The following is a 26,448-nucleotide window of genomic DNA, read 5'->3' as shown; positions in this document are numbered from 1 at the left end:
AATTTACTGTACTTTATCCTCATAGCTATGGAAGTACTGAGGTATTTTCCGCAGTGGCTTGATGAGTGGTATATGGATACCTCCACGTAAGTCGTTCTTCAACCAAGATTCGTAAACTTCCAGATTGGCTTTAGCGATGTTCGTAAGTGATTCATTACTTTTCCCGCCCAAGGACATTCGAACAAGAACTTTATCGAGATACGTCGCCGAAATGTCGTGGCGTAAGAGGAGTCGAAGCAACAACTCGTAGTCGGCAGCAATCGAGAAATTGAGGTCAAACGGTTCGAACCGCTCGTAGACATCCCCTCTCACGAACACCGTCGGATGCGGCGGCATCCATCCATAATAGAACTTTCGTGGCCGGTATTCACCGCTTTGCCAGTACCGTACGACCTCATCGTCATCATTAACGTATACGAGATTACCGTAACAGAGTTCCGCTCCACTTGTTTCAAAGGCATCGACTACAGATCGAATCACGTTGGAATCTTGATATCTATCATCCGCATTAAGAATCCCGACTATATCGCCGCTAGCACGTCTAATGCCCTTGTTCATTGCATCGTATACACCGTCATCAGATTCCCGAATGAGAACATCGATACAGTCGGCATAGTTCTCGATGATCTTCGGTGTCTTGTCGGCCGATCCTCCATCGACTACGATAATTTCGATATCAGGAACGTCTCGTTGTGAGAGAATAGACTCGAATGTTTGTTGAATACGCGGTTCGTTATATACGGGTGTAATTATACTCACTTTCATCGTTGAGTCCCGCGATCCGTTCGTTTTCCAATCTGTATTTTAACCAGATGTGTCATATGGTTTTAAAGGGAAATATTTGATCACAGTTCGGCTCGGAGAGTTTGCATCGCAAAAACACATCTGTGGCTTGTTCAGGAGCATTATCCGGTAACGGTCGCCACAACATCAAGTCCGACCTTCCAGACCTGGCGAACAACAAGCTTCAGATCGTACGTGAACGACTGCTGTTTGACGTACTGCAGATCGTACCGCAACTTCTCTTCTGGATCCGTACTTTTCGCACCATTCACCTGCGCGAGTCCGGTCAGCCCTGGCTTGACGAACCACCGCTTACGCCACGATTGTTCTTGCGCCTCCAACAGCGACTCCTCTTCAGTCCACACGGCTCGCGGCCCAACAACGCTCATGTCTCCGACAAGGATCGACCACAGCTGTGGAATCTCGTCGAGATGCGTCTGGCGCAACACGCGCCCTACACGCGTGATTCGATCATTCACCTCATCATCTACCGGCTCAACGGATTCCCCTTCGGGGACCATCGATCGGAACTTGAACACCTCGAACGTCTCCCCGAACACTGCGGTGCGCTCTTGGCTATACAGGATCGACCCGCCATCATCCAGTTTGATCGCCAGCGCAATCGCACAAATGACGGGACTCAACATCACCAACCCAACCAACGAGAACACTACGTCAAAGCTGCGCTTGAGGATGTGGTCTTGGATGTCCCACGGCTCGACGTCGACGGTAACGAGCGTCCCGGCATCACTCTCTGCAGTCAACACCCGATCGGCGTGATCGCGGTGAACAAGCACATCGACGCCGTGCTCGTAACACGCATCGAGCGCGCCGAAGAACTCGGCGCGATCCGTGTGCTCAAAGGCTAACACAGCCGTATCAATATCGTACTCGACCAACACATCCTCGATCCGTGAGAGTCCACCCAGCCGTGCCAAGCCATTCAATTGGACCCCACCGTCGGCAACAGCAGCCACCGGCTGCGATGACGCCTCAGCCATGAATGCACTCGTCGGACAGAGATACCCCAGGAGCGGGATATCGGTGTCGGCCGCGAGCGCCTCAATCGCGTCCGGATCATCTCCGACGATGACCGCCCGCTCGGCGTCACCGGTCGGCCGGTGTCGAATCCACACGAACCATGCAGGCAACGTCACGAGCAACAAGGGCGTGATCGCGATGAGCGACGCCCGTGGGAGCCGATAGGTATAATCGAAATACCCGATCGCAGCGAGCGTGACCATCGCGACCAAGACCCGCTTTTGGGTGAGCGCCACCGTGTCGAGAATCCGTCGCGGCCGTGGCTTGTACAACGGGAGAAACGCCGCCGTAACGATAACGACCGTCGTCACCATCTCGAACACGAGTTCGGCACCCATCGGCGCATCCGCCGCCAGGCGCCCCACAACTGGCAGCCGCGTGAGCAGCGCGTGGGTGACCGTGCTGTTGGCGACCGCAACCGCCAGGGCAGTAATGACTGCGACACCGCCGACGCTGCGCAGCCGGTACTGCCACCCGGAGAGCATTAGCTGTACATTATGATGACACTATATAAATGGACTACGATGTCCATGACAGCAGCGTGGTGATGGCGGAACCACGGTCCCCTTGAGGGGGAAAAGTAACCAGCCAAGCAGCGAGCTCGACAATCTAATCGGGAGGGTGTGATCTGCGTGGCTCTGGAAGCCCTCAACGTGTATTCAGACACGGACAGACATGATCTAGATGATCCCAGATTAGGTACGTTCAAACAGATTGTGTGTTCTCAGTCGTACTCATTCTCGATCACTGCCGCTTCAGCGTCCAACGCCCGCACCTCGATCCCCCGCCACTCCCCATCAACCCCCACGAGCGCCTCCGCATACCCGAGCTCCTCGTTCCCCGGCACCGCCTCCTGCACGAACCGCTTTTGGGCGTGATTTAACCCGAACTCGTCGGCCCAGTGGTCGTCCATCCCATCCAACCGATGGAAGTACTTGATCGCACACTGATCAAGAATCATCTCGGCTTCAGACCGCTCGAAGAACTCATCGACCGTCTGGGTAACCAACTGCAGCGACAGATCGTGGTGCCGGTGATGTCGAAAGATCGTCTCAAGGAAGGCCAGATTCTCCGCATCACGCAACACGTACCGCGCCTCATCGATCACGAACACCACCTCCTTGTCCGTCTGTTTAGCTCGCTCGTACACCAACGAAATAAGCAACTGCATCACCAGCGTCGTCCGCCCGCCGACACGCCCCTCCTGTTGGGCCAGATCCAAATACAGCAGATCGGTGTCCGAAAAATCAATCTCACTGGATCGCCCCAGATGCGCAAACTGCCCGTCCGGCGCAAAGGGTCGCAACTGATCAATAAGCCACGTGGCGTCCGCCTGCAGCTTCTCGGCTTCGGCCTCGATCCGGAGCGTCTGCTCTTTTGGTGCCGCCACGAACGCTTCAAGCATATCAATTACATCCCGCAGCGTCGGACTCTCCCGGTCGTGGGTCGTCAGATCCTCCGTGATCCCCGCCTCCCGGTACGCGGCGTCAATCGCTAACTCCAGCGTCGTCCGTCGATCCCCAAGCGTGATCCCGCGCTGCGCAAAGAAGTTCGTCAGAAAGCTCACCACCCGCTCTTTCTTTTCGGTGAAGGGACTTGCGTCAGCCCCAAGCTTCCCACGGACGTGTGGCGGCATCGGCGTGATCTCAAGGGGATTGATCCCCAGTGTCCCACCCACCGTGATTCGCTGGGCATCCAACGCGTCTGCCACGCTCGCCCAGTCGTTGAGCGGCTCCAAGATCACCCCGATCCGGTCCTCGTGATGGGCCACCGACCGAATAAACCGCTGTTTCGCGCCGAAACTCTTTCCAGACCCCGGATCCCCGACGGTGAACGTGGCGTACCCGTTCTCACGCGCAAACGGATCGATCACCACCGGCGTATCCGTATGCCGATGCACTCCCACCTCGACGCCATCCGGCTCCAACAGCGTGGGGCGATGCGGCGACGCCAACAGAGCGCCCACCGCGCCGCTGACACACGTCGTCCGGCGATCCAACACGGGCCCGCCGAGCGGTGCCGCCCCGCGCAGCGCCCGATCCTGCGCGCAGATTGCGGTCTTCGGCGCCAGCTCCGCGGGCTGCTCACGAAGGGTTCGCTTCACCCGGCGCACATCCCGATCGAGGGTCTCCCGGCCGTTGGCCCGCACAGTCACAAGCAGCGCCTGTGCAAACACCCGCGCGCCGGCTTCGACGGCGCGATACATCGCCGCCGCCTCACGCGCCCGATCCTGCAGATACGTGCTGCGGACGCTCGATTCGAGATCCGCATCCACTTTCAGATCGTCGGCGGTCGCCTGCAGCTGGTCGAGCGCCCGCTCCTGATCCCGCGGGCGGAAATGCGCCGTCACGTGAAACCGGACATCGGTGAGCGTGAACAGCTCGCTGAGATACCCATCGCTCGGATAATCCGGCCACCCCGCGATATACAGCGTGGTCGTCCACTCATCGCCCACCCGAGCACACCGACTCTCCCACTCAACAGCTGCCGGCGCGACCGCGTCCTGCTGGCGCTCACGGGGTGGGGCCACCTCCAGATCCCGTTGTGGCGCTCCCGCAGGCGGCTCCACGAACGCCGACAGATCCACTTCCGGATCACGATCAGGTTGGCGCGCCTGCAGCCACACCCCCAACAGGAGCCCCACGACGAGGATGCTTCCCCCCGCCATCAGGCCGCCGACGAGCAACGACGGCGACAGCGACTCAACGCCACCAACTAGGAGCAGCAGCTCACGCATCGGCGCCACCTCGCTCCGTGTGGTCCACACCGGCCCGGTCAGCGACGGGCGTCTCTGTGAGCTCAGTGCCGTTCCAGAACTGCGTGGCCAACCCCAGAATCTCGGCCGTCGACAGTCGGCGCGCCGTACAGTCACTGGTTTTGGCGACGAACTCCGTCTCAACCGTCCGCACCCGCTCGCGAAGCTTTGTGAGTTGCGCGCCCCGCAGCTCCGCGTCGGTGAGCCGATCGCGACGCGTCACGAACGGCGTCGCCAACACGCCAACCACCGGCAGCGTGGTGAGTCGCTCGGCCGGCGTGCGCTCCTCGGGATGCCGCTCGTACACCTCGTACGGCGCCACGGACACCCCCAGAAAGTAGCGCACTTGCTGCGTTTCTGCCAGCTCGGCCGGCCGCTGATCACGGTAGGCGGCGATCAACGCCCGCACCGACTCCCGCTCGCTCACGGCCGGGTCGGCGAGGCGATCATCCAACTGGTCAACCAGCGTCGCCGCCGGGTACGGATCGGTCGTCGTATACAACGTGAGCGCGAAGGTCAGCTCCTGATTCGCGAACGCCTCACCCACGGCTTGCCGGGCGGCCCACTCGTCAGCCATCGCGAAATCCATATTGCCCGGGGTGAGCTCGAGAAACGTCTCCATCCGCCCATCTGTCCGTTCAACGGCGCCGTGGCCCGGCCACGCCCGCTTGAGCGCGGTCAGCTCTTGGGTCTGCTCGTCGACAACGAAGGGCTGTGGGACCGTCGTCTCACTGTCCGGGTCCGGTGTCGAGGCGGCCCCCACCGCCTCGTGGAGGGTCACCCGCGGCCGGCGCAGATAGAACCGCCCCAGGTCGGCAAGCCACGTGCTCGCCGGGAGCTGTCTGGGAGCCGCATACACAACAGCCACTCCAATCGCAAAGCCAACACACACCAGCGGGAACACGAGCGGCTCAATCCCAAGCGCCGCCCCAACCACGAGCCCCGCAATCGGAAAGCTGAGCAACACGTACAGGTCACGTTCGTACACGCCGATGAGTGGGAGTCGCCGGTCGGCGTCAAGCGAGCGCATCACGCGACGGGTCGCGGGGGTGTCTGAATCCGTGCTCATGGGCGTGGTTCATTTTCGGTGCGGCGGTACGACGCCCACCCACCCTCGTGACTGCGCACGGTGGGGGACGACGTCGCTGCCGTCGAGGGTGGTTCACTGCTTGAGTCACCACTCGAGTCCGAACTGCTGTCGTTTCGGGCAACCCGCTTGGCGACGGTATGACCAACCGCGGCTTTCGGCCCCCACCGGGCCGCCGTGGCGCCAGCCCACGGGCCCGCGACCGTCGCAGCCCCAGCAACCGCGCCGGCGGTCGCGGTGAGCCCGGTCACACGGCTGATACTCCGGACCAAGCGTGGCGTCGTATACGCGAACAGCTTCCAGATTATCCAGACGCTGAGCACCGGCAGCGAGACCGCGATGATGTATCTGAAAAATGCGCTGTCAGGAGTAAGAAGTGAGTCTGGACCGTTAGGAAACAGGAGTCCATAACCGCGAAATAACAGCCCAACTGGAAGTGGCATTATTGCAAGAGGGATGAATTTGACAGCAACACGTGTTGCTAAATTCGATATAACTGGCAAACCACTGTATGCCACCGCTATTGCTATCGGCATAGCATAGGTCGCGACGTACAAGAGGATCTCCCGGAGGAACAACAGTGCTTGGAGTGTCCACATCGCTACCGCGCCTATAAAAGTGAGAAAGAATCCAAGAGGTGGATTCGAGATAGTGACTGTGAAGAAATCGGCTAAGCCAGTAGCCACAGTACCTATAGAAGGAACAAGCAAAATCGCAAACCCATCAACAAGATATAATGCAATCACAGCAACCCAATACCAAGTCGCTATCAGAATTCCTCCTGTCCATGCAGAACGACGAACCTGTCTGCTCCTAATTGGATCTGTGAGATTGAAAATTCGAAGTGTGTGACGTCCTTGGACACATACGAGCAGAATCAGGAAGGCAATTAGTGTCACATCACCAGCGACTAGTGACTCATGAATGCGTATCCATGGCGTGTTTTCCGGCGGTCCTAGAGGAAGCCCATTTGAAGTTTCTGGCACGGGAGTACCGAATAGTGCCTCAGTGAGATCGCGATACCCATTTGTGATAGCCTCTGTAAACCATTCGATTAGCTGGCTGAGAATATCGGTGAACCACTGAAACCCAACATCAACAAGTGAGACCCCACTCATTAGATCTCCCTCTCAATAGTGATTTGACAGTCTGAGAGGCTACTCCCCCTGTAAGTGACGTTGTATGTCTGCTCAGTATCTTGTTCAACTACATTACTGGATAACGAGATTCTAAATTGGCCACTATTTCCTTCAGATGTACATTCAACCTCACTTCCGCTTGGTGAAAACGGGAGGCTTTCAGAGTAGATGGTAAGGAGTTCATCTGGCTCAATAATGGGATTAGTATATCGTACAGGCTTCTCTATCGCTGCAATCCCGCTCCCAGAGAACTCATCGGGTGTTGGGTTAGGAACATCACCGCTAAATCGTAGTTGAGTGATTTTCTCTGGACCAGTACCTGTATTTTTGACATCCAAAATGACTTCTGTGGAGATGGTTAGCTCCTCAGCCCCTTCGTACATTTCCTCAGGGTGATTTCGACCGAGTTTCAGATCCTGAATCACAAGTTCTGGTCGCAACAACTGCTCAACGGCAGCCACAACGCGATCAGCATCAACCAGCTGGACGGTGTAGGTCCCCGGCGGGTACGACGTCCCAAGCGGAATCGTCTCGCGGCTCGCCCCCGGCGTGAGCTCCCGCTCGGCAAACGCCTCGCCAGAGGGCGCAATCACAGCCAGCCCAGTAGCGCTCGTCTCCGCGTCGTACTCGACGACCAACGCGGTGCCCTCGACACGGACGGCCGAGAACGCGCCCGGTCCGGGCTCGCTCGAGGCATCGCTGGCACAACCACTGACAGCGACGAGCCCGCCGGTCGCGATCGTTGTGAGCACGGTACGGCGTCGTGGGGATGATGGCGTGTGACTCATGGCGGTGATTCACGGGACAAAAGGTGTGCGATCTGCCGGCCGGCAACCCACGCGACAGCAATCGGGATCACTCCCCACAGCACGGTCTCGAGCAGCTGCACCCACCCGGCGACAGTACTGAGCGGATGCCAGCGCACGGTGTCGCTGGCAGCCACATACGCAGGGGTAGTGGCGCGCCACGAGGCGGGCTCGAAGCGAACCGTATAGAGGCCGGGCTCCGAGAGCGTGCGTCGTGCCGTGCCGTTCGGCCCGACGGTGAGCGGCTCGCCGTTCACCCAGAGTTTGCCGGGCGGCGCGTCGGCCACAATCGGGCGGGTGGCGTTCGATCGACGTGGTCGAATCGGCGCACCCGTCACGGGGTCGGTCAGCGTGACCACCAGCGTCGCGGAGGCCGCACGCCGGTCCGTGAGCCGTACCGACAGCTCCGGCTGACGAATCGGCCGTTCGGTGGGCGTGACTGACGTCAGTGGCGCCGACACGCCACGGACGATGCCGTGGAGCCGGACCGCCTCGAGCTGTGTGGCGTCGCTGCGCACTGCCAACCCATACGATCGGGTGTACGCGTCGTCCACGACACCAACAGAAACGTTCTCGTGGAGCCGCGCGGCCGGCGTCGCCGTCTCCACACCCCACACCGCGGTCAGGGTGGGCCCGTCACGCACCGGCATCGTACGCGGGCCGATCCGTGACGGGTACGCGACGACCTCGAGCGCCGGCACCCCCTGCTCGAGGCGACTCGTCCCCGTCGCCCGCGCCACCCGAAGCCGCTCCCAACGAGGGTCCCGCGCCGTATAGTAGCGCCAGACACCCCGCACGCGGTGGGTACCGTTGGCGGTGAGCGTGAGCCCGTGCCACGGCTGGCCCTGATACACGGCGAGCCCGCGACTCCCATCCGGATACTGGGCGGTGTACGCGTCCGGGTGGAGCCGATGAATCCACACCGACCGCGTGTCGCTGACCGTCACCGTCTGGGTGGTCGCATTCGCCGGCGTCCCGTTCGGCGCCGTCGTCACCGCAATCGTCGCGGTGACGGTGAGCGGCTGGTCGCCGGTCCGGGTTGTGGTGTACGAGAGGGCAGGCGTCTGCGTTCCGGTGGTCGTAGCGACCTCTTCATCGCCGATTGTGACGGTGACACGCTGCACTCTATGACCGATAAGCGACCGATTCGGGCCGAACGCCCCCCGCACCCGGTAATCGACGAGCGCCCGAACGGTCCCCGTCGGCGCAAGATACTGGCGAGTGGTGGTCGCATCGAGCTGGACCCGGGTTGCGGGATGAATCGCGACCACAGTGGCGTGCGCGTCAGCGATCGCGCCGCGGGAGACGCGGTCGGCGTGTGGGGGATAGACACTCGCGTTCGCACCACCCGGCTCGAACGCCGCGAACGCCTGGGCGGTCATGGTCGCGGCGTGGGCGGGTGGCGCGTCGTACGTCAGATCCGTACACGTCGCCAGCTGTTGGGTGCGGGTGGGCGCCTGACCGTACGTGGCGGTATACTGCGCCGGCGACAGACACGGATCCGGATCGCGGGCGTCGACAGTCCGCGTCTCATTCGCGGGCGGCGGCTCTGTGGGCGTCGCGGCGGCACTCACGGCCAGCACCGACACGAGAGCCACCAGCGAGAGTGCGAGCCGGGAGCCCCAGTGGCGCACGCGCATCGTTTACCACGGAGTCAACTCCACACACTCCGCGAGCGGGAGGTTCATCACGCTGCCGGCGACCGTATACAGCGGCCCGAGCACGACCAAGATGACCGTCGACCGCAGCGCGGTTCGCTTGTGGCGTTTGAGCCCCTCCCGCTGTTCGGGCCGGAACGTGAACAGCTCGATCAGCGAATCGGCCTGCCACACGATCACCAAGCCGAGCAGCCCGACCGCGGTGGTCAGCTGGAAGAACCCGGAGATCATGCCTGGCAGGCGATCGACCTCACAGACGGCGCTGTCTTGGGCGGCCGCTGGCTCGACGGCAAACAGCAGGAGGACCAGACCGCCGACTGCGACGCGGCGACAGACCGCGCGGACCGAGACACGGACGGGACGCGACGGCGGGGCACGGGTGAACATGAGTGGAGGGGGCGAACGTAGGTTGTGGTGTGGTATCGTGGAACATGACTTCTATTGTGACTCTCAATAATAAAATTTGTCCAGCGCTGACGAAATGGTTACCAGAATGACTTGTGAAACGGCGGTGTTAACCAACAACGCGGGCGACTGGTGGCCGGTGTTGGTTAAGACTGAGCACTCTTACGAGAAATACGAGGCGAAAGCCTCGCGCTTCAGCGCGGGGATGAAGCCGACCAACAGTATTCAACCGCCGTCAATGGAATAGGCTGTTGCTGCTTGCGCGGTAATCGCGTCCCAGTCGTACTGTTGTGCGTGGGCGACGGGCGATATCGGTGGCCGGGCGCCACCCAGCGCGGCGTCGAGTCGCTCCGTGAGCGCGTCGACCGTGGGCTCGACGAGGAAGCCGGCGTCAGCGAAACTGGACGGATACATACCCAAACGGCGCTACTAAGTAGCATAATACCGAATTAGTTTGTATGAGTAGTATCGATCTCCCATCCGACGTGCTAGATGCGATTGCGGCACCGCCGGAGGATCGAGAACCGATCGTCCGGCAGGAGCTCGCAGTATCACTGTACCGGGAGGGATATCTCTCGTTCGGGAAGGCACGAGAGCTCGCCGGTCTCTCGAAGGCGGCGTTCCACCGGCTTCTCGGTGACCGCAAGATCCAGCGCCACTACACGGAGGCGGACCTCGCACTCGACGTTGAGTACGCGCAGGAGTAAGCTACCACGCCCTGAAAGGCGTGGCATTCAGCGTGGACTCCCGTTCTAACCGTTAATCACGGTAGGCGAATATTCGCCATTCACGTTCAACGTCCCGCTGTTCAAGCGCACGCCTACGGGTGCGCCTCCACGTCCAGACTTTTGCTGGTCGCGGAGATACTTCAAGCCGATATTCTTCGCGGCGTTGTAATCCGCGTGAACATCGTAATCACACTTTAGACAACCGAACTCGTCCTGTCCCTTGTTGTGTGGGCGGTTGTCCTCGTGGGTGAACCCACACTTCGAGCAACGCTGGCTCGTGTACGCCGGATTAATCTGCTTCACCACAAGCCCCTCTGATTCAGCCTTGTACGTGACGTACTCGAACAATCGGTGGAACGCCCACTTGTGAACCGCCTTTGCGTGCGGCAAGCGTTCGCGGATTCCGTTGAGTTGCTCGAACACGATATGCGTACAGTCGTTTTCGAGGGCTTCCTCAACAAGTTCATTCGAAATGGTGTGAAGCAGTTGCTCGAAGCGCCCAGTCTGCTTTCGACTGACTCGTTGAACGTTGATGTGTGCCCATCGAGTCCCAGTCTGTTGCAGGTCGCCTCGGCGTTTCTCGTACTCGCAGTGCCAGTGGGTGAGTTCGCCGCCGCTCCAGAACCGCCCGGTTGAGGTAGTTGCGATGTTTGTGATACCGAGGTCAACACCAAGGACGGAGACGTGCGTGGCATCGCCTGTGTCGGCATCATTATTCTTCACGGCGGGCTTTGTCCGCACGTGAAGGTAGAAACAATCCTCTACCTTGTCGTAGTGGAGCGTGGCCCCTTTCACGTCGTAGTCGTCGTTGAATAGGTACGCCGAGTGCGGCGTGTCACGGTGTTCGTCAGGAAGGACGAACTCCGCAGTCACTCGTCCATCTATTGTGGCGAGTGTGGCGTGGTCGTCGTTGACGGTGATGGTTCTCGCGTCGTAGCTGGCGAACCGAGACGTGAAGTGGGGTTTCGAGGCTTTCTTCCCTTCCTTCCAGCGTTCAATAACACCGTTGACGGCTTCTGCGGCGCGGTTTCGTGCGGCTTGCACGAGGTTGGCCGGGAGCGGTGAGTTGTCTCGAACGTCGTAGTACGTGAGGTCGTGGAGTTTTTGTTTACTGGTGATTTTCCAGTCTGGTTCCCACGCTACGTCTACAACGTGGTTGGCGGCGTCAAGGAAGTGGTCGGTGGTCTGGTGGAGGAGGTCAGCGGCACTCTTGTCCAAGTCGAGCTTGACGGGAACAGTTCGAGTGCTTGAGTCGTCCACCATCTGTACTTCATATGTAGTAGCGTGTATTTATTATGTTTTGGATTGGTGTGGGGGAGTCAGCCCCTTACCGAACGTGGGTTGTGTCAATGTTGTCGGCTTCCTCCCGCGCCTGAAGACGCGGGTTTCCGCCTTGCATTCATTAGGAGCACGTCGTAACTCCCATCGCCGTCGTCGCCGAGCAGCTAGCACGCTGCAAGCCCCGTGGGTGGCGACAGCTCGGTGGGGGACACTTCGCTCCCCCAGCGAAGGCTTTGAGCAAGCGCCGAGCTGCGAGCGGGGGGCGGTTGCAGGGAAGTCCCCGCCGCAATTCCCAATCGGTGAATTAGCTGAAAGCGGGACGCACAGCAATCGCCACCCACACAGCACAACGCCACACACAGGGCCGGGAGCCACCGAGAGCGGGCGCACCACAGCCTGACGCCACACCAGCACGGCGGCCGTCACTGAGCGCGATGGCGAGCCACTGCGCACACGACCACGAATACCGCTGTCCGAGAGCTGATACGCGATCGCCGTACTCCCGGATCACCCCCGCGACCATGGGGGTGGTGACGGCGATCTTGCCTTTCGGCGATCTGAGATATCGTGAGGCTGTCGGGCACACAGCGCGCTGGCCGACCGGCGCCTGCAGGCGCGCCACCCGGCCGCCGTCCGGCAGTTTGTGAGCCGCTGGCGTCGCGTGTGCGTGGGGCCACCCTGCGATTGGGTGCGAGGGGATGACAACGACCACCTTGCGCGAACAGTTGCACCCGTTGCACACAGGGTGATTGCGGAGGACCCGGCCCCTGGGTAGCCGTGATGTTCGCGGGCGAGCGCCCAACCTGCGGGACCATTCGCTGCGGAGTGGTGACACCAGCCGGTGGCCTGCCGTCTAGGGGCGCGCTCGATGGCATCTCACCAGCCAACGTCCGTCCGTGTGAGCCTCGGGGCGCTGCTGGCAGCGATACTTATTTGCGTGTGCTGTGTGATCGGGCCACACGATCAGCGATGGGCGAAGTACCCACGGCTGACGCCCTCCCGGCGGCGCTCACCGACCGTGACCAGTGGGTGTGTTGGCGCACCCACGAACGGAACGGAACCCCGACCAAGGTGCCGATTGTCCCCGAGACAACCCAGTTTGCGTCGACGACCGACCCGGACACCTGGCGACGGTTTCAGACGGCGCGCGAGGCGGTATCTACGACAGGGATGGCCGGAGTCGGCTTCGTGTTCACCGCCGACGATCCGCTGATCGGGATCGATCTGGATGACTGTCGGGATCCCGAGACGGGCAAGCCCACCGACTGGGCCGAGACCATCATCGATCAGCTCGACTCGTATACGGAGGTGAGCCCCTCAGGGACCGGATACCACATTCTAGTTGCCGGGACGCTTCCAGATGGCCGAAACCGGGCCGGCAACCTCGAGTTGTACGACCGCTCGCGCTTTTTTACCGTGACCGGTGACCACGTCGCTGCCACGCCGCCTGACGTCCACGAGCGAACTGACGCTATCGAGACGGTCCACGACACCGAACTGCTGGACGCACATTCGGGGTCGAAACCAAACGCAGAGACGACACCGGCTGATGCAGCAGACGCCACGACCGACCAGCCCTCAGCACCCCCACATGCCACCGCTCCCGATGCCGCGGCTGTGTCGGACGACGAGCTCCTCGAGCGGGCCCAAACCGCCGCAAACGGCGAGAAGTTCACGCGGCTGTGGAACGGCTCGGCGAGCGGCTACGAGAGCCACTCAGAAGCGGATCTCGCGCTGTGTCGTCTGCTCGCCTTTTGGACGGATGGTGACCCCCAGCGTGTGGACCGGCTGTTTCGCCGCTCGGGACTCATGCGTGACAAGTGGGACGACGTCCACTACGCCGACGGAAGCACCTACGGCGCAAAGACTGTCGAGCGCGCGATCGCCCACACCGACGAGGGGTACACCCCGCCCGAGGCGACTACCTCATCGACTGGGGATGGCTCCCCGGCGGAGTCGGCCCCCACAGACAGCAGCGCTGCCGCTAGGGAGGCGACAGCCGCAGCCGACGCTGCCACGGGCGACGCGATGTCAGCACCAGCCGCCGCATCTCTCGATTCGGACGGTGACGCCACAGCGGGCACAGCCCCGGCTGGGGATTCCGACCTACCAGCGGCCCACCCGCAGCGTATCCAGGCACGGCGTGCTCGTATTGAGGAGCTCACCGAGCAGGTGGAGTCACTGTTAGCGGAGAATGAACGCCTGCGGGAGGAACTGCATGACGAGCGTGAACGGCGACAAGCGCTTGAGGCGGCACGCGAGGAGCCATCAAATGGATGGTGGCAGCTGTGGTGAGCGTCGACGCCGCGGTGCTGGGGCAGGTATTGAGCCCGGTCTTCGCAGTACATCTGGAAGTCTGCCGGAGTTCATAAATAGTATGAAGACGTAGGCTCTGGTAGAACGATGGCGCGAATCACCGGCTCGTATCCAGACGATCTAGACCTCCTCATCGAAGGTGCTGTCGAGGCTGGTGTGTTCGGAGGCAAGAGCGACGCGTTGCGAGAGTTTGTGCGTGAATACTTTGAGGACCACGAAAACGAGCGTATTGCGGCTGCAGTTGCGCTCTACGAACGTGAACGCATTACACTGGGTGATGCTGCGAGACTTGCTGCTGTTGACCGGTGGACGATGCGTGAGATCCTCCGTGAGCACGACGTTGAACTCCGCCTCGGACTCGGTAACGACGACGACGTAGCCGAGGAGGTAGCGGCAGCACGCGAACTCGAATTCGATGATGAAGACTCGGATAATACGGAGTAACCTGGGAAATGCCGGGTGACAGTATTCCAGCGAATCCGAGCGTTCTCAACACGACTGTCCTCTCGAATTTTGCCTACATTAACCAATTGTGGGTGATCTCAGCTCTCACTGAGATCTGTACCGTGCCGGTCGTTCGCGAGGAACTCGAATACGGCGTTGATGACCATCCATATCTCCAGTTAGCACTCGATACGCTCGACGACGAGATTCCAGTCGCGGCGGTCTCGGATACAGTCGCAAATAGAGAACGTGTTGTTAGTGGTCATCTTGATCCCGGTGAAGCACAGGCGTTCGCCCTCGCAGACGCACGCAACGGTCGACTGCTAACCGATGATGGAGACGCCCGGTCGTTTGCGAAAGATCAGGGCGTGACCGTTGTTGGGTCAGTTGGCGTCCTGTTGGCCGCAATTGACGCCGGAAAAATCGATGAACCAACCGCTGACAGGTGGCTGTCGACGTGGATCGACGAGATCGGCTACTACGTCCCATACCGAACCATCTCGGAGTATCGGTGATCACTTTCGACTTCGTCCGGGTGGGCGGTCGACGGCTTCGGCGGCCTTGATCTCATCTGTTTTCTCGACGTCGGCGAACAGCGCTTGGTATGCAGCCGGCTCGAAGAGGTTGTTCCGGTCGAACAGCGCACGAGCGGCGTCGGTACACTGAAAGAACCGGTACGGCTGCCCCCGGGCGAGTCCCTCGCGGTCCCGTTCGATGACCTCGATCAGCCCCACCTCTTCGAGCCGGCTGAGATGGCCGGTGAGCGTCGACGCCGCGACGCTCGGGTTGTAGTAGTCGAGTTCCTTCTTCGATGGTGCGCCGTCCGGATGGCCGACAATCGTCCCGATAATATTCGCACGGGTCGTATCGTCAAGGGCACTCAGCGCTGCGATCGGATCGAGGCCGGCCGTCGTCTCGGCTGGCGTGAACGAGGCGGCATCGGGCCGGGACATGATATCTCATTATGTGTGGTCCAGTCAGATAACCATTTCGGTGAAACTCGAAGTGGTGTGCAGCGTCCGTGTATTTTCTACTTCCGGTCGCCTTTCCGTACCGTTAGGTGTCGGGAATGTGTGGGTCCCAGCATGACCACCGGTGACGCTACCCGTGCAGTCATCGACAACTTGGGTGAGCAACCCGGCGAGACGCTCACCCCCGAACGGGTCGAGTCGATCCAGACTGCGATGCACGAGAACCTGGGACGGTTCATCAACACCACCTCCTACTTTGTACTCGGCTCCTACGGTGAGACAGAACGGCCACGGTTGGAAGCGGTTCGCGACCAGCTTGCATGCGATGCCGCAGCCTCGAATGCAGATGCCGACGTCGAGGCGTTCCTCATGGACGACATTCTGGATATCTCGGAGTTTTTCACGTCGAAGTTCAAGCTGCTGGTCAGCTACGCGGACCATATCGTCGGGGTATATGAACACTCTCACGGGGGGCACGCGTGGGAAGCAGGTTACATCGACCAACCGACCTACCGGGATCGGACACGGGCGTTTTATCGGAGCTACGAAGCTGAGGAGGACCAGTATGCGGCGTACGACGGAATGTTCGCACACTATCTCCTCTCGATGGAGCGCGCGGACCGTGCGTACACATGGACAACCGCCGAGGAACTTCGTGACTGTGTGACTGACGTCTACGAAATTGATTGATTCGATTCGTTTCTGTCAAGGTGCGTATCCCGCACTGACTGAAACGTGTGGACGTCGGTGAGTCCCGGCTGATCGATGGTGAACGCGGCGGGCCGCGTCTGTTCGCCGTAGGTTTTCTGGACTCGTGGCTCCCCATCTGGCGGCCTGTTGAGCGCCGCAACAACCTCGTGGGCGGCGGCCCGATTTTTGACGATCCAGATGGCTGCTGCTGGCGCTTGGGCGGCCAGCTTGTCGTAATCCTCGGGGACGGCCCGCGTGACGTCGTGATTGATGCGTTCGGCCTCAAGCGCGGCGACAACATCGCCGGCCTCGTCGACGGCGGCCGCATCGAGCCGGCCCTCGGGAACTGCATAGTACTGTTCGACCCGAACCGCCGCGGAGTCCGGCTCGGCGACGTACTCAGCCTCGAGTAGTGCTGTACCCACCTCCACCATCGCCACATGCAGACTCGACTCGCTCAGATCGCCTTTTCCAGCGCCGTGGGCAACCCCCTCACGGTGGCGCACGCCGATCGCATCGCGGCCATCTGGAGTGACCGTGTACAGCGTGTGTGGGTAGCGACAATCACGGGTGAGGAGGCCCGCCTCCCGCAGCTCATCGATTTCGTCGACGTCGATCCCCACGTACTCGGCGAGCCGACGCATGCTGTCGCGGGTGATATCGTACTCAAGGTCCGGGTCGTACTGGCCTTGGTGGGCCGAGTAGACGGCTTGCAGAAAGCGGAGGCCAGCATCGCTCACGGGACTCTCCTGGCGTTCGGCGTACGACAGCTTCAGCGGCAACGCACAGATGGGACAGTCGTCGCGGTCGACCGCATCGGCATCGTGACAACAGGTGATGGCCGCCCGCAGCCCGTCCGGCGTGGGATCATACCACGTCTCACACGCCGTACAGCCGAGCGCGTGCCGCTGGTCGTCGTACACCACGGGATCGGGGAGCCGCTGGGTGTACGGCAGCGCCGAATCGATGCGTGCCGGGGCGGCCGTGTCGGCGTCGGATGAGTCGCCGTCCGACTCAGCGTCGCTCGGGCCGGTCGTCGCTTGGGTGGTGCGGACATCAAGCCCGTACTGCGCCCGGGTGCGGTCGCGACACGCATCGATCCGGGCGGCAGCCGCCGTCTCGCGGGCCGGCCGGAACCCCTCGCTGTCTGGATGCCCCCGTGGGAGCGGCGCGCTCGCGAGCAGAAACGGTGCCGGTGGCGTCTCACTGAACGGCGCCGGGAGCCGCACCAGCCACTCGCCGCGACCGAGCGCGCGCAACCGATTCCCGATCGCCGCCGGATCCTGATCGGCGGTCGCGAGCCGCTTGGTCAGCGGCGTATCCACCGGGACGCTCCCGGTGACGACGGTGGCGACGTTGTTGAGCAGCTCCACGTACGCCGCCTCATCCCGCACCCGCAGCTGGCCCGGGAACTGTGTGGCCAGCGTGACGCTACAGCCAAATGAGCGGCCCTGCGCGAGCAGCTCGTCGATAATCCCCGAGGTGACAAGCTGGGCCGCCTCCTCGAGATACAGATTGACCAAGGGACGGTCGTCCGACGCGGTGGTCTGGGCGCGCCGCTGGAGCGCCGTCCACAGCTTCGAGAGCACCGTCCGGGTGAGCGCCTGCTGGCTGGCCGTGCGCAGCGCCCCCGTGTCGATGATGACGACCGCATCCTCGTCGATCACCGCGCGCAGATCGAAGTGGGGATCGCCCGCCTGGGGGACGTGATCAAAGAGCTGACCTACGCGTTCGTCGAGCGGGATCTTCTCGATGCGGTTGTGGACGCCCTGGAGCAGCTCGTCAAACGATTGTTGGCTGTTGGCGGCGACGTTGTACAGCATCGATTGAAGCTCGTCATCCACGACAGCTGGGGGTTCACCCGTTTCATGAAAGCGGGCGGCCGCCTGTTGGAGCTCGCGATGCGCGAACGCGTCGCTGCCGTGGACGGGATCGAACAGCGCCTTCACGAGCTGGCGGATGATATCGGGCGAGCGCACGGCTTGGTAGAACCGCTCGTCGCCCATGATCCCGGCCAGAATCTCGATATAATGGTCGGTGATATCTTCGACGGCCGTCGTCCGGTCGATCCCGGCCGCGAGCTGCGGGCGGATATCAAAAAAGGAGAGCGCCGGCAGCGTCTCCGCACAGTCGAAGTAGTAGACGTTCTCGAGGGTGTCGTACTCGGCGTAGTGAGCGCGCAGATACGCCGTCGCCATGTCATCGCCTTTCGGCGTGATGAGAATGTCTGCGCCGTCCGTGGCCGCATGATTCGCAAGCATCCCCGTGGTGAGACTCGTTGATTTGCCCGAGCCCGTCTTCCCGAACCACGCGACGTGGAATGGTTGGAGGGCCGGTGGCACGGCGACCGGCTCGGCGCTGGGCTCGCCATCCTGGTCGAGCGGCTGGCCAAGCGTGAGCCCAGCCGCCCGATAGCGCTCAAGTTGGCTCGCGGGCGGCGGCGGCAGCGCGGTCCGCTCGCTGGTGGTCGGCGCGAGTCCGCGGTGGCCGCTGGTGGTGAGTGCGGCGGCATCAACCATGCCGAACGCCGGCGCGGTTGCCGCGTCAGCAATAATCCCACGGCTGCGGTTGCGCGTCCACGGGAGTTTCGTCACCAGCGTGTCGTACTCGGGCGGGTAGACGGTCTGGTCGCGGATCGCGGCCGCGACGTCGTGTGGGTCATCAGCGATCCTGGCATCAACTTGGTAGAACTCCCCCGACAGCGCGGTGAGCGTCCCGGTGATGCGGTCGGCAACGGTGGGCGCCGCGTCGCCCCAGACGAGACAGCGTGCGTTGACGATGAAGGCGTGTTGCGGATCGGTGGCGGCGATCGACTCTTGCCGGCGGCGCGTCGCATGCCCGGGGGGTCGCGATCCCGTTTCTGTGTCGTCCCCCACATCACCAAACAGAAGCTCAAACAGCCGGCTTGCTGGCGTGTCCCGGCCGTGCTCGAGCTGGTGTTGGCGATCCTGGACTTTGCCACGGTAGTCGCGAAACGGTTGGAAGACGGCTTGAAACGTGGCGCCAGCAGCCGTGTCGGCAAGCGTTTCGGCGACAGCCGCCAGCGGGAGTTGGCCGTTGTTGTCGTCGTCGGTAAACGCTTCCAGCGGCGTCAGCTGTGTGAGCCAGTCGTCGCGTCGCTCCGCGTCACCGACCCATTCGACGGCGGTGACGTCTTCTGCTGTGGGCTCGTCGTCGTCATCGAGGTCGGGCAGCGACGGCGGCGTCGCCGGCGTGAGTTCGTACTCGTTTGGACAGGCTGTGCGTAACCCCTCCTGCAGCGTGTCGATCGGCGCGTCCGTGCCTCCAACGTACAGAGCAAGCTCAGCCTCGGCGTCGGCAGGGCTGTGCAGCCGCCACTCGATCATGGGCTGGGTAGGGTTGCCGAACAGGCGCTCACGCCAGCTCGGGGTCGTTCCGAGCCCGTGGAGGCGTCGAAGCCCCTGCTCGACGGCCCCAGCCGTGAGCGGCGTGTCCGTCGGGCGGATACGGAGGTGGGTGTGATCCGGGGAATCAGCCGTGTCGGGGTCAGCAGTGCGCCCCATACTATGTGTTGTGTTCACATGCATCAGTAAGAAAGTTACGGCGATTCACACCTGAATCAAAATTGTGTGTGCTGGTTTCTCGGTGACGGCGACTCCAGACTGGCTCCCGCAGTCCGGGTCGTTCGGTGGGGCCGGGTGTCCTCGCCTGTCGGTTTGTGGCGCTCCCGAGGGGTGGGAGCGCATATGGCCGAATCCCACTCTCCGAGCGGGCGCGTCACGTTTGGTGACGCTGACGCCCGCGCCGACCAGATGGATCAGGCGATTGATCAGTGGCTCAGCGAGCTTGTCGACGCCGTCGATGAGGCCCGGGCCAGCGAGCAGTTCCAGCGGTGGCTCGACGTCCAGAGCCGATTTCATGACTACTCGCACCGAAACACGCTGCTCATCACCTTGCAGTGTCCCGACGCGACGAAGGTGGCGGGGTATCGGACGTGGCAAGACGAGTTCGATCGGCAGGTGCAGGACGGCGAATCGGCGATCTGGATCTGGGCGCCGTTGATCTCACGGCAGTGTCCCGACTGTGGAAACAGTCCCTCGTACCACGACGACAGCGACTGCGCGTACGATGAGACGCCGCCCGACGAGTGGAATGAGGGCGTGGTCGGATTCAAGCCCGTTCCTGTGTTCGACGTCTCACAGACGGAGGGGGAGCCGCTGCCCGAACTGGAGACGGCGGCTCAAGGTGAAGCTGATGAGCTGTTAGCTGGACTGCTCGCGGCAGCCGACGCACTCGGTGTGACGGTCGATGTGGTGAGTGCTGATGCGTGGTCGCACGGTGATGCCGACGGTGTCTGTCGCCACGTCGACGAGACGCCCCACATTCAGGTGCGAGAAGCCGCACCGGCTGCGGTGGCGGGGACGCTCATCCACGAGTACGCCCACGCGCTCCTTCATGATCCAGCGGACACCGCCGATCGCGAAGCACGCGAGCTCGAGGCCGAGGCGGTCGCATACGTTGTCGGCCGGCACTGAGGCTTGGAGATGGACGGGTCAGCGTTGTATCTCGCCGCATGGAGCGACGACGACGCGGATCAGCTCTTCGAGCGATGTGAGCGGATTCGGGAAACGAGCACGACGGTGATCAACGGGATCGCTGAACAGAGCGATCCGATTGGTGATGCGTAGACAGTGTTTGGGAAGTCAATACAGAGTGTCCGGAATATCTCGTCCGAGTTGGCAACCCCAAACACTATTATCTAATACACGAATTATGAATTATATGTCGAAGGCAGCTGGAGACCCCGAACGCGCTGTCAACGGTCTGCTGTCAGTTGCACAGCTGCTGGAAGAGCCGCGACTGGCGCGACTCTACACCTTTGTTCTCCGGGAGGAGGCGGTCACGATCGACGAGATTGTTGATGAACTCGAGATTCCTCGAACGACCGCGTATTCGGATGCCAGCTCGCTCGTTGAGCTTGCGGTGTTAACGCGAGACGAGACAGAAAAGACACACACCTATTCGGCAGTTCCGATTACGCTCTCAACAAATCTCGGGGGGAATGAGTATACGATCACGCCAACGCTCATCGACGCGTTCGGCCGATCGCCTCGGGATCAAGACCTCGATCTCCTCATCGAGAGAGACGGTCTCGGAAAGCTCGCTGCCGCCCTCACGTATGCGATCCCGTACGCTAACGGAGACATGTCGGAGCGAGTTGCGGCCCGAGAACTCGGCCTTCAACACGCGTTCGCAATTGCCGTGTTACAGGCGCTACGAGACGTCGTCCTCGATATGGAGTCGGTTGATCCGTACTTCGACGAGATTCGGGATGCCACCGAGAACCCGACGATCGAAGGCTAACTACGAGAGCGATGCGTGAGCCTTGCGATCCGGGACGGGATTCGGTGGCGTGGATAGCGGATACAGGCTTGTTCATCGCGTGTGGTCGCCAGCAGAACAACAAGTACACGACTCTCGAACACTTTGCTCGACGGAACGGCCTCACGTTTGTCGTTCCGCAGCGAGTCTACGACGAACTCGGTGGTGCGCCGGAGCGAAGTACGCCGGGTCAGACTCCGATCAACAGCGCTATCGATGCCGGTTGGGTGACGGTCGCCGACGAACCTGATTACACGAATGGGACGGTCTCACGAGTGATGGACGACGTTCGGTCGTATATCGCTCGGTCCTCGAATCGGAGCGAGGATCGGATCGAAAAGGCCGATACTGCGCTTGCTGCGGCCGCAGTTGAACGGCTCGAAGCGGAAAGCGGCCAGGTCTGTATCGTGACGACCGACATCGACGCTGGCGAGGCGATCGTCGTGACACTCAACGCCCACGGGTTCGAGAATCGTGTGCGATTCAAAAACGGGTTTGAGTTGATCGACGATATCACGTGACGGTCAAGCAGCGTTTTTCAGAAACCAGCCGGTTCGGAGTGGAATGTCTCTGAAGAACAGGAATTCAACAGGGCCCCTCGGTTTTTACCTGAAGATAGGCGCTAAGCCCTCTTCCTCAACGAGCGACCGTAGGGAGCGAATAGGGAGGGGATACAGCGCCGTCATCGCCTGTTCGTACACTATTCTGTCGCAGGCCCACAGGCCCACGTTTACCAAAGCTGTTATACGTGTAGTGTGCATAGCGTGCATTACGGTGAAACGGAAGACAATCACCATTCGAGAGGACCAAGACGAGTGGATTGAGGACCAACACCTCAACCTCTCGTCGTTCGTCCGAGAGCAATTGGACGAACTTATTGAGGAACGAGAATAGCGTAATGTACTACGCCTACAAGTATCGTCTTAAGCCGTCCGACGCCCACCGCGAGGAGTTAGACCGCCACCGCGATATTTGTCGGCAACTCTACAACCACACGCGCTACCGTCTCAACGAGTACCAAGACGACCACGGCGAACTGCCATCCATGACCACCCTGCGGTCGGAACTTCCCGACCTCAAGCAGTGGTGGGACGGCCTCTCCGACGTGTACTCGAAAGTCCTCCAAACCGTTGTGGAACGTCTGTTTCACAACCTCAAGAGCCTCTCCAAACTCAAGGAGAACGGCTACGGTGTCGGTCAACTCAAGTGGAAGCCGCCACGGGAGTTCCGGAGTTTCACGTACAGCCAGTCTGGCTTCAAGCTCGACAAGAAGGGCGGTCAGACTGTGCTGTCACTCTCGAAACTCGGAGACATCCCGATTCGGCTCCATCGTGCCATCCCCGACAACGCGACGATTAAACAGGTCACGCTCAAGAAGGAACCGACAGGCGAGTGGTTCGCCACCTTCGGCGTCGAAATGGATCACGAACCCCCGGAACCGCCTGAGAATCCCGAGCGGTGCGTCGGTATCGACGTGGGGATTCTCACGTACGCCCACGACACCGACGGTACGGCAGTCGGGTCGCTCGATCTCTCCGCCGAACAGGAGCGACTGGAACGCGAACAGCGGTCCCTCTCACGGAAAGAACACGGGTCGAACAACTGGGAGACGCAACGGCAACGGGTCGCGGAGTGTCACGCCGATCTTCGACGGAAGCGCCGCGACTTCTTGCACAAACTCTCGGCATACTACGCTCGGGAGTACGACCTCGTAGCCGTCGAAGACCTGAACGTGAAGGGAATGCTCGAATCAGCGTCGAACAGCCGCAACACGGCGTCGGCAGCGTGGGGAACGTTCCTCTCGTTGCTCGACTACAAGTGCGAACGAGAGGGGACGCACTTCGTGGCGGTGAACCCGAGAGGGACGACGAAAGAATGCGCGGCGTGCGGCGTTTCGACGGAGAAGCCACTATGGGTCCGTGAACATTCCTGTCCCGCCTGCGAGTTCGAGGCGGACAGGGACGCGAACGCGGCGTGGAACATTCTTTCTCGCGGCCTCGAAAAAGTAGGAGTGGGATACTCCGAATCAACGCCTGTGGAGACTGGGCTCCCTGTGGACACCTCCGTGTCTGCAAAGCGCGTCTTGGAAGCAGGAAGCCCTACCCTCAAGGAGCGAACGGCGTCAGCCGTGAGCGAGTAGGCTTGGGTAGTTCACTGATTAATCATAAAGATTCGTGTGGGGAGTCAAGTTGCTTTCGCTCGTAGGTTGTTATGAGAATTGTCGGATTCCGCCCACGGCTGAAGCCGGGGGCTGCCTCCGCGTTCCTCTGTAATTCACAGCCAGTCGGTAGTAATGTACGTCACTGTGTCCATCGCCTCTCGGTTGGGGAACGCTTCGATAACTCGCTGGATGATATGGTAGAGTTCGTGCGAGGGGAGCGACTGGTTGGGGACGTAAAATACCCCACCGTGAGAGTCTGCCGGCATCTGGACAAAGTCGTCGTCGCTGGTGACAATAAGATGCCCCTCTTGGACGGCGTACAGACGAATTGTGGTGTCGTCGACGCCTTCTCCCAATTCGCTCACGTCGACGACACGCTCTACGTCGTGGCCTGCTTTGTCGAGTTTGTCAGCTAGTGGAGCCGCGATGTTCTCGTCAAGCAGAAACGACACCTCCATCACGACGATTCTGGCAGATCCTCGGGGCCGGTGATGATGCTCGGGTCGTCTTTTGCGGCTTCGTGAAGCTCTCGACGGCGTTCTTTGACCGCCCGCATCTCTTCGGGGTGGTCGTGATAGTACGCCAGTGCGTGGTAGACGTCCGACGGAGTGAGGTCAAAGCGGTCCGCAACCGTCCGTGCGTCAAGATCGCGCTCTTCGACCAGCGCGTGGATATGGCTCACGGTGATTCGCCGGTCTCGAATGTGAGGCTCGTTGTGAATATCCGACTCGTCACCTGAGACGACGGTGTTCATCTGCTTTGACATAGTGGTGAATACCATCGCAGTGGCCTTCAGTCTTTGCCGGTTCAGGCAGTCAGCCGCGGATACTTTGGAGGCGATGGCTCACGTACCGCTCGCTTGGTACGTAGTGCGTTCGTCTGCAGAAAGACGAGCGCCTCTCGGATAGACCACAGCGATAGAAACTGCGAGCGAAGCGAGCAGTACGCACTCTTCAACGACTGGCTGTTTCGGAGATCATATATCTGAAGAATAGGATTTCAACAGAGTCTCTCCCACCAATCCTACGGCTCCGACACCGGGGTGTCGCCCTCGTGGTCTACTGGCTGGCTCGGCTTCCAGTGTCGGTTTGTGGGGTGCCCTGAAGGGGTGGACACCATGTCCAAGCAGTCATCGTCCCCGGATCAGTCCGGGATCGAGACGCGGCGTACCGAGACGGTCGAAATGACCACGGCCGATCAGGTCGCACAGTATCTGATCGAAGATCAGATGGCGGATCTCACGGACGCGATCCGTGAGGCCGTCCAGAACGGGGTTGACAGTCCCGGCTCCACACGCGTCTTGGTGAGCGTCACGCCCGAGCGCACTGTCGTCTGTGATGACGGCGCGGGCGTTGATTTGGGGAGTGACGAGGGAACGCGGGGTCTCTCCGTGCTTGGTGCCGGGACGAAAGCCCGGGCGGACGACACCACGCTCGGCGAGTGGGGGATTGGGACGGGTGCGATCATCGCGAAGGGTGCGGTGCGCATCTGGAGTGGCCAGCACGCGCTCTGTTTCGACTATCAGGATCAGCGGGCGACAGGGCCCGTCGCAGACGTGGCTGGCCGTGAGGGGGTCGTCGTCGAGACCGAGCACGCCTTCGACGGCGTCTGCGTGAGCATCGACCACTATGCGGGTGAGGTGCCCGATCCCGAGAGCTACCGGTGGCGCCGGATCGTCGAGCGGCTCCGCGAGCGGTTCGCGTATCTCACCTTCCAAACGGACGTTGCGGTCATCGTCAACGGCGAACCCGTGGATCGCGGGCATCCATTTGAGGTAGTCGCCGACAGTCGAGTGTCCGTAACGCGTGAGACCAAGGACGCGTATCTGGCCCTTGAGCAGGCGCCCGAGGACGGACTGGCTGTGTACAGCAACGGACTCTTTGTCACCACGGATCACGACGTCGGCGTGGGTGGCGTCGTCGTCTCGAAGGGGAATCTGACGCTCAACTTCGGCCGGACGGCGATTCAATCGGGGTGTGACCGCTGGGGCCGAATTCAGGAGACGATCGCTGACGCTCGTTGCGACCTATACGACCAAGTGAACGATGACCAGCTCGACAGCCAGACACGCGCCAAGATGGCCGAACTCCTGGTCAGCGACGAGACGCTGCGGGAGCGCTGGCGGGATCGCGATCTCTTCCAGCTGGTGACAGAAACGCCGGTGAGTCTCGCACGGATCCAGGCCGCCCCACAGATCGCGTGTCAAGAGGGCGCCAGTCACGGCGGCGATGCGCTCGTCGAGCGCGGGGCCATCATCCTCGATACGACCGATCTAGCCACCAAGCGACTGGCGGCGGCAGCACGCGATTCTGAGACCGACGTCGCGCTCCCATCGCGGTTCGACGTCGCAGCGCGGGCGGAAGAAGCCGGCGTCTGGCAGGGGTATCGTCGGCTGGCAGACACCGACCTCTCGACGCGACAGGCACGCTACCTCCTGTTCGCGCGAGCGCTCGCTGAGGCGATCGGAATCGACCGCACAATTTGCTGGGGCGAAGCGACCGCTGACGCATGGACGGACGGGCGGACGCGGATCGTGCTGACCGATTCAGCGGTGACACACACGAAACGCGCCGTGTGGACCCACGATCTGTTTCTCACGGTGTGCCACGAGGCAGCCCATGATCGGTCGGACAAGCGCCGCCCCGCGCATGGACGGCGCTTTGAGAGTCGGTTTCGCGACCTCGTTGAGGATCCGGAGGTGCGGACGGCGTACGCCGAGTTGGTGACCGCCGTTCACGATCGCGGGTTCCAGCCGGTATTCAACGAACGGGGAGTGACGCTCAGCTAGGAGAGAGTTGTGTGGCTCCCAACGGGTGGGAGCCATGTTCAAACGGCTAGTG

At 61.3% G+C, this 26,448-nt stretch carries 23 protein-coding genes and 1 pseudogene; 10 read left to right on the top strand and 14 right to left on the bottom strand.

Annotated features, from left to right (window positions below; genetic code table 11):
* Positions 1–3 precede the first annotated feature (3 nt).
* From B4V06_RS05810 to B4V06_RS05770, 9 genes are all read right to left on the bottom strand, one after another.
* A complete protein-coding gene (locus B4V06_RS05810) occupies positions 4–765 on the bottom strand; it encodes a glycosyltransferase family 2 protein (protein WP_498168241.1) in 762 nt (253 codons plus the stop codon).
* 140 nt (positions 766–905) lie between these two features.
* The gene (locus B4V06_RS05805; RefSeq protein ID WP_498168238.1) at positions 906–2,309 is read right to left on the bottom strand and encodes a sugar transferase; all 1,404 of its coding nucleotides are present in this window, start codon (positions 2,307–2,309) and stop codon (positions 906–908) included.
* Between the two features lie 239 nt (positions 2,310–2,548).
* Positions 2,549–4,561, bottom strand: coding sequence for a VirB4 family type IV secretion system protein (locus B4V06_RS05800; RefSeq protein WP_498168236.1), 2,013 nt, complete (start codon positions 4,559–4,561; stop codon positions 2,549–2,551).
* A complete protein-coding gene (locus B4V06_RS05795; RefSeq protein ID WP_498168234.1) occupies positions 4,554–5,609 on the bottom strand; it encodes a TraC-like domain-containing protein in 1,056 nt (351 codons plus the stop codon). The genes B4V06_RS05800 and B4V06_RS05795 overlap by 8 nt, the downstream gene beginning before the upstream one ends.
* A 35-nt stretch (positions 5,610–5,644) precedes the next feature.
* Positions 5,645–6,784, bottom strand: a complete 1,140-nt coding sequence (locus tag B4V06_RS05790; protein WP_498168231.1) for a TrbL/VirB6 family protein — start codon at positions 6,782–6,784, stop codon at positions 5,645–5,647.
* Complete coding sequence (locus B4V06_RS05785) at positions 6,784–7,557, bottom strand: hypothetical protein (RefSeq protein ID WP_498168228.1); 774 nt, start codon at positions 7,555–7,557, stop codon at positions 6,784–6,786. Before B4V06_RS05785 ends, B4V06_RS05790 begins: the two co-directional genes overlap by 1 nt.
* 32 nt (positions 7,558–7,589) lie before the next feature.
* Entirely contained in the window at positions 7,590–9,251 is a 1,662-nt protein-coding gene (locus B4V06_RS05780; RefSeq protein WP_498168225.1) for a DUF8186 domain-containing protein, read from the bottom strand.
* A gap of 3 nt (positions 9,252–9,254) precedes the next feature.
* Positions 9,255–9,656 (bottom strand): DUF7985 family protein, encoded by a 402-nt coding sequence (locus B4V06_RS05775; protein WP_498168223.1) that lies wholly within the window; start codon positions 9,654–9,656, stop codon positions 9,255–9,257.
* A gap of 243 nt (positions 9,657–9,899) precedes the next feature.
* Complete coding sequence (locus B4V06_RS05770; RefSeq protein ID WP_498168221.1) at positions 9,900–10,088, bottom strand: hypothetical protein; 189 nt, start codon at positions 10,086–10,088, stop codon at positions 9,900–9,902.
* Between the two features lie 44 nt (positions 10,089–10,132).
* On the opposite strand from B4V06_RS05770, the gene B4V06_RS05765 reads away from it, so the two are divergent.
* Positions 10,133–10,381, top strand: coding sequence for a UPF0175 family protein (locus tag B4V06_RS05765; RefSeq protein WP_498168218.1), 249 nt, complete (start codon positions 10,133–10,135; stop codon positions 10,379–10,381).
* 45 nt (positions 10,382–10,426) lie between these two features.
* Here B4V06_RS05765 and B4V06_RS05760 read toward each other — a convergent pair whose 3' ends face one another.
* Positions 10,427–11,665, bottom strand: coding sequence for an RNA-guided endonuclease InsQ/TnpB family protein (locus B4V06_RS05760; RefSeq protein ID WP_498168216.1), 1,239 nt, complete (start codon positions 11,663–11,665; stop codon positions 10,427–10,429).
* Between the two features lie 987 nt (positions 11,666–12,652).
* Here B4V06_RS05760 and B4V06_RS05755 point away from each other — a divergent pair.
* The 3 genes from B4V06_RS05755 to B4V06_RS05745 all read left to right on the top strand — a co-directional run bounded on the left by B4V06_RS05755 (position 12,653) and on the right by B4V06_RS05745 (position 14,958).
* Positions 12,653–13,978, top strand: coding sequence for a phage NrS-1 polymerase family protein (locus tag B4V06_RS05755; RefSeq protein ID WP_498168214.1), 1,326 nt, complete (start codon positions 12,653–12,655; stop codon positions 13,976–13,978).
* A 108-nt stretch (positions 13,979–14,086) separates the two neighbouring features.
* Positions 14,087–14,443: a UPF0175 family protein gene (locus B4V06_RS05750; RefSeq protein WP_498168212.1), complete on the top strand. Its 357-nt coding sequence runs from the start codon at positions 14,087–14,089 to the stop codon at positions 14,441–14,443.
* A gap of 8 nt (positions 14,444–14,451) precedes the next feature.
* Complete coding sequence (locus B4V06_RS05745; RefSeq protein WP_498168209.1) at positions 14,452–14,958, top strand: PIN domain-containing protein; 507 nt, start codon at positions 14,452–14,454, stop codon at positions 14,956–14,958.
* Here B4V06_RS05745 and B4V06_RS05740 read toward each other — a convergent pair whose 3' ends face one another.
* Positions 14,959–15,396, bottom strand: a complete 438-nt coding sequence (locus B4V06_RS05740) for an ArsR family transcriptional regulator (protein WP_498168207.1) — start codon at positions 15,394–15,396, stop codon at positions 14,959–14,961.
* A gap of 132 nt (positions 15,397–15,528) precedes the next feature.
* Here B4V06_RS05740 and B4V06_RS05735 point away from each other — a divergent pair, with 132 nt between their 5' ends.
* Positions 15,529–16,104 (top strand): DUF8170 family protein, encoded by a 576-nt coding sequence (locus tag B4V06_RS05735; protein WP_498168205.1) that lies wholly within the window; start codon positions 15,529–15,531, stop codon positions 16,102–16,104.
* Here B4V06_RS05735 and B4V06_RS05730 read toward each other — a convergent pair.
* Positions 16,089–19,628 carry a type IV secretory system conjugative DNA transfer family protein gene (locus B4V06_RS05730; RefSeq protein WP_498168202.1) on the bottom strand — a complete coding sequence of 1,180 codons (3,540 nt, stop codon included), beginning with the start codon at positions 19,626–19,628 and terminating at the stop codon, positions 16,089–16,091. The two genes, B4V06_RS05735 and B4V06_RS05730, sit on opposite strands and share 16 nt — an antisense overlap.
* 183 nt (positions 19,629–19,811) lie before the next feature.
* On the opposite strand from B4V06_RS05730, the pseudogene B4V06_RS05725 reads away from it, so the two are divergent.
* From B4V06_RS05725 to B4V06_RS05710, 4 genes and pseudogenes are all read left to right on the top strand, one after another.
* Positions 19,812–20,753: pseudogene (locus B4V06_RS05725) on the top strand (DUF955 domain-containing protein).
* A gap of 94 nt (positions 20,754–20,847) precedes the next feature.
* The gene (locus B4V06_RS05720) at positions 20,848–21,429 is read left to right on the top strand and encodes a DUF7437 domain-containing protein (protein ID WP_498168200.1); all 582 of its coding nucleotides are present in this window, start codon (positions 20,848–20,850) and stop codon (positions 21,427–21,429) included.
* Between the two features lie 11 nt (positions 21,430–21,440).
* Positions 21,441–21,968 carry a PIN domain-containing protein gene (locus B4V06_RS05715; protein WP_498168198.1) on the top strand — a complete coding sequence of 176 codons (528 nt, stop codon included), beginning with the start codon at positions 21,441–21,443 and terminating at the stop codon, positions 21,966–21,968.
* Between the two features lie 377 nt (positions 21,969–22,345).
* Positions 22,346–23,587 carry an RNA-guided endonuclease InsQ/TnpB family protein gene (locus B4V06_RS05710; protein WP_498168195.1) on the top strand — a complete coding sequence of 414 codons (1,242 nt, stop codon included), beginning with the start codon at positions 22,346–22,348 and terminating at the stop codon, positions 23,585–23,587.
* Between the two features lie 134 nt (positions 23,588–23,721).
* Here B4V06_RS05710 and B4V06_RS05705 read toward each other — a convergent pair whose 3' ends face one another.
* Positions 23,722–24,066: a DUF5615 family PIN-like protein gene (locus tag B4V06_RS05705; RefSeq protein WP_498168192.1), complete on the bottom strand. Its 345-nt coding sequence runs from the start codon at positions 24,064–24,066 to the stop codon at positions 23,722–23,724.
* Positions 24,066–24,374, bottom strand: a complete 309-nt coding sequence (locus B4V06_RS05700) for a DUF433 domain-containing protein (RefSeq protein WP_498168190.1) — start codon at positions 24,372–24,374, stop codon at positions 24,066–24,068. Before B4V06_RS05700 ends, B4V06_RS05705 begins: the two co-directional genes overlap by 1 nt.
* Positions 24,375–24,791: 417 nt before the next feature.
* Here B4V06_RS05700 and B4V06_RS05695 point away from each other — a divergent pair, with 417 nt between their 5' ends.
* Positions 24,792–26,396: an ATP-binding protein gene (locus tag B4V06_RS05695; protein WP_498168657.1), complete on the top strand. Its 1,605-nt coding sequence runs from the start codon at positions 24,792–24,794 to the stop codon at positions 26,394–26,396.
* Positions 26,397–26,448 lie beyond the last annotated feature (52 nt).

It is taken from the genome of Halorubrum sp. B53 (assembly GCF_059752395.1).
Note: the sequence above shows the minus strand (reverse complement) of the source record. Positions and strands in the feature narration are given on the sequence as shown.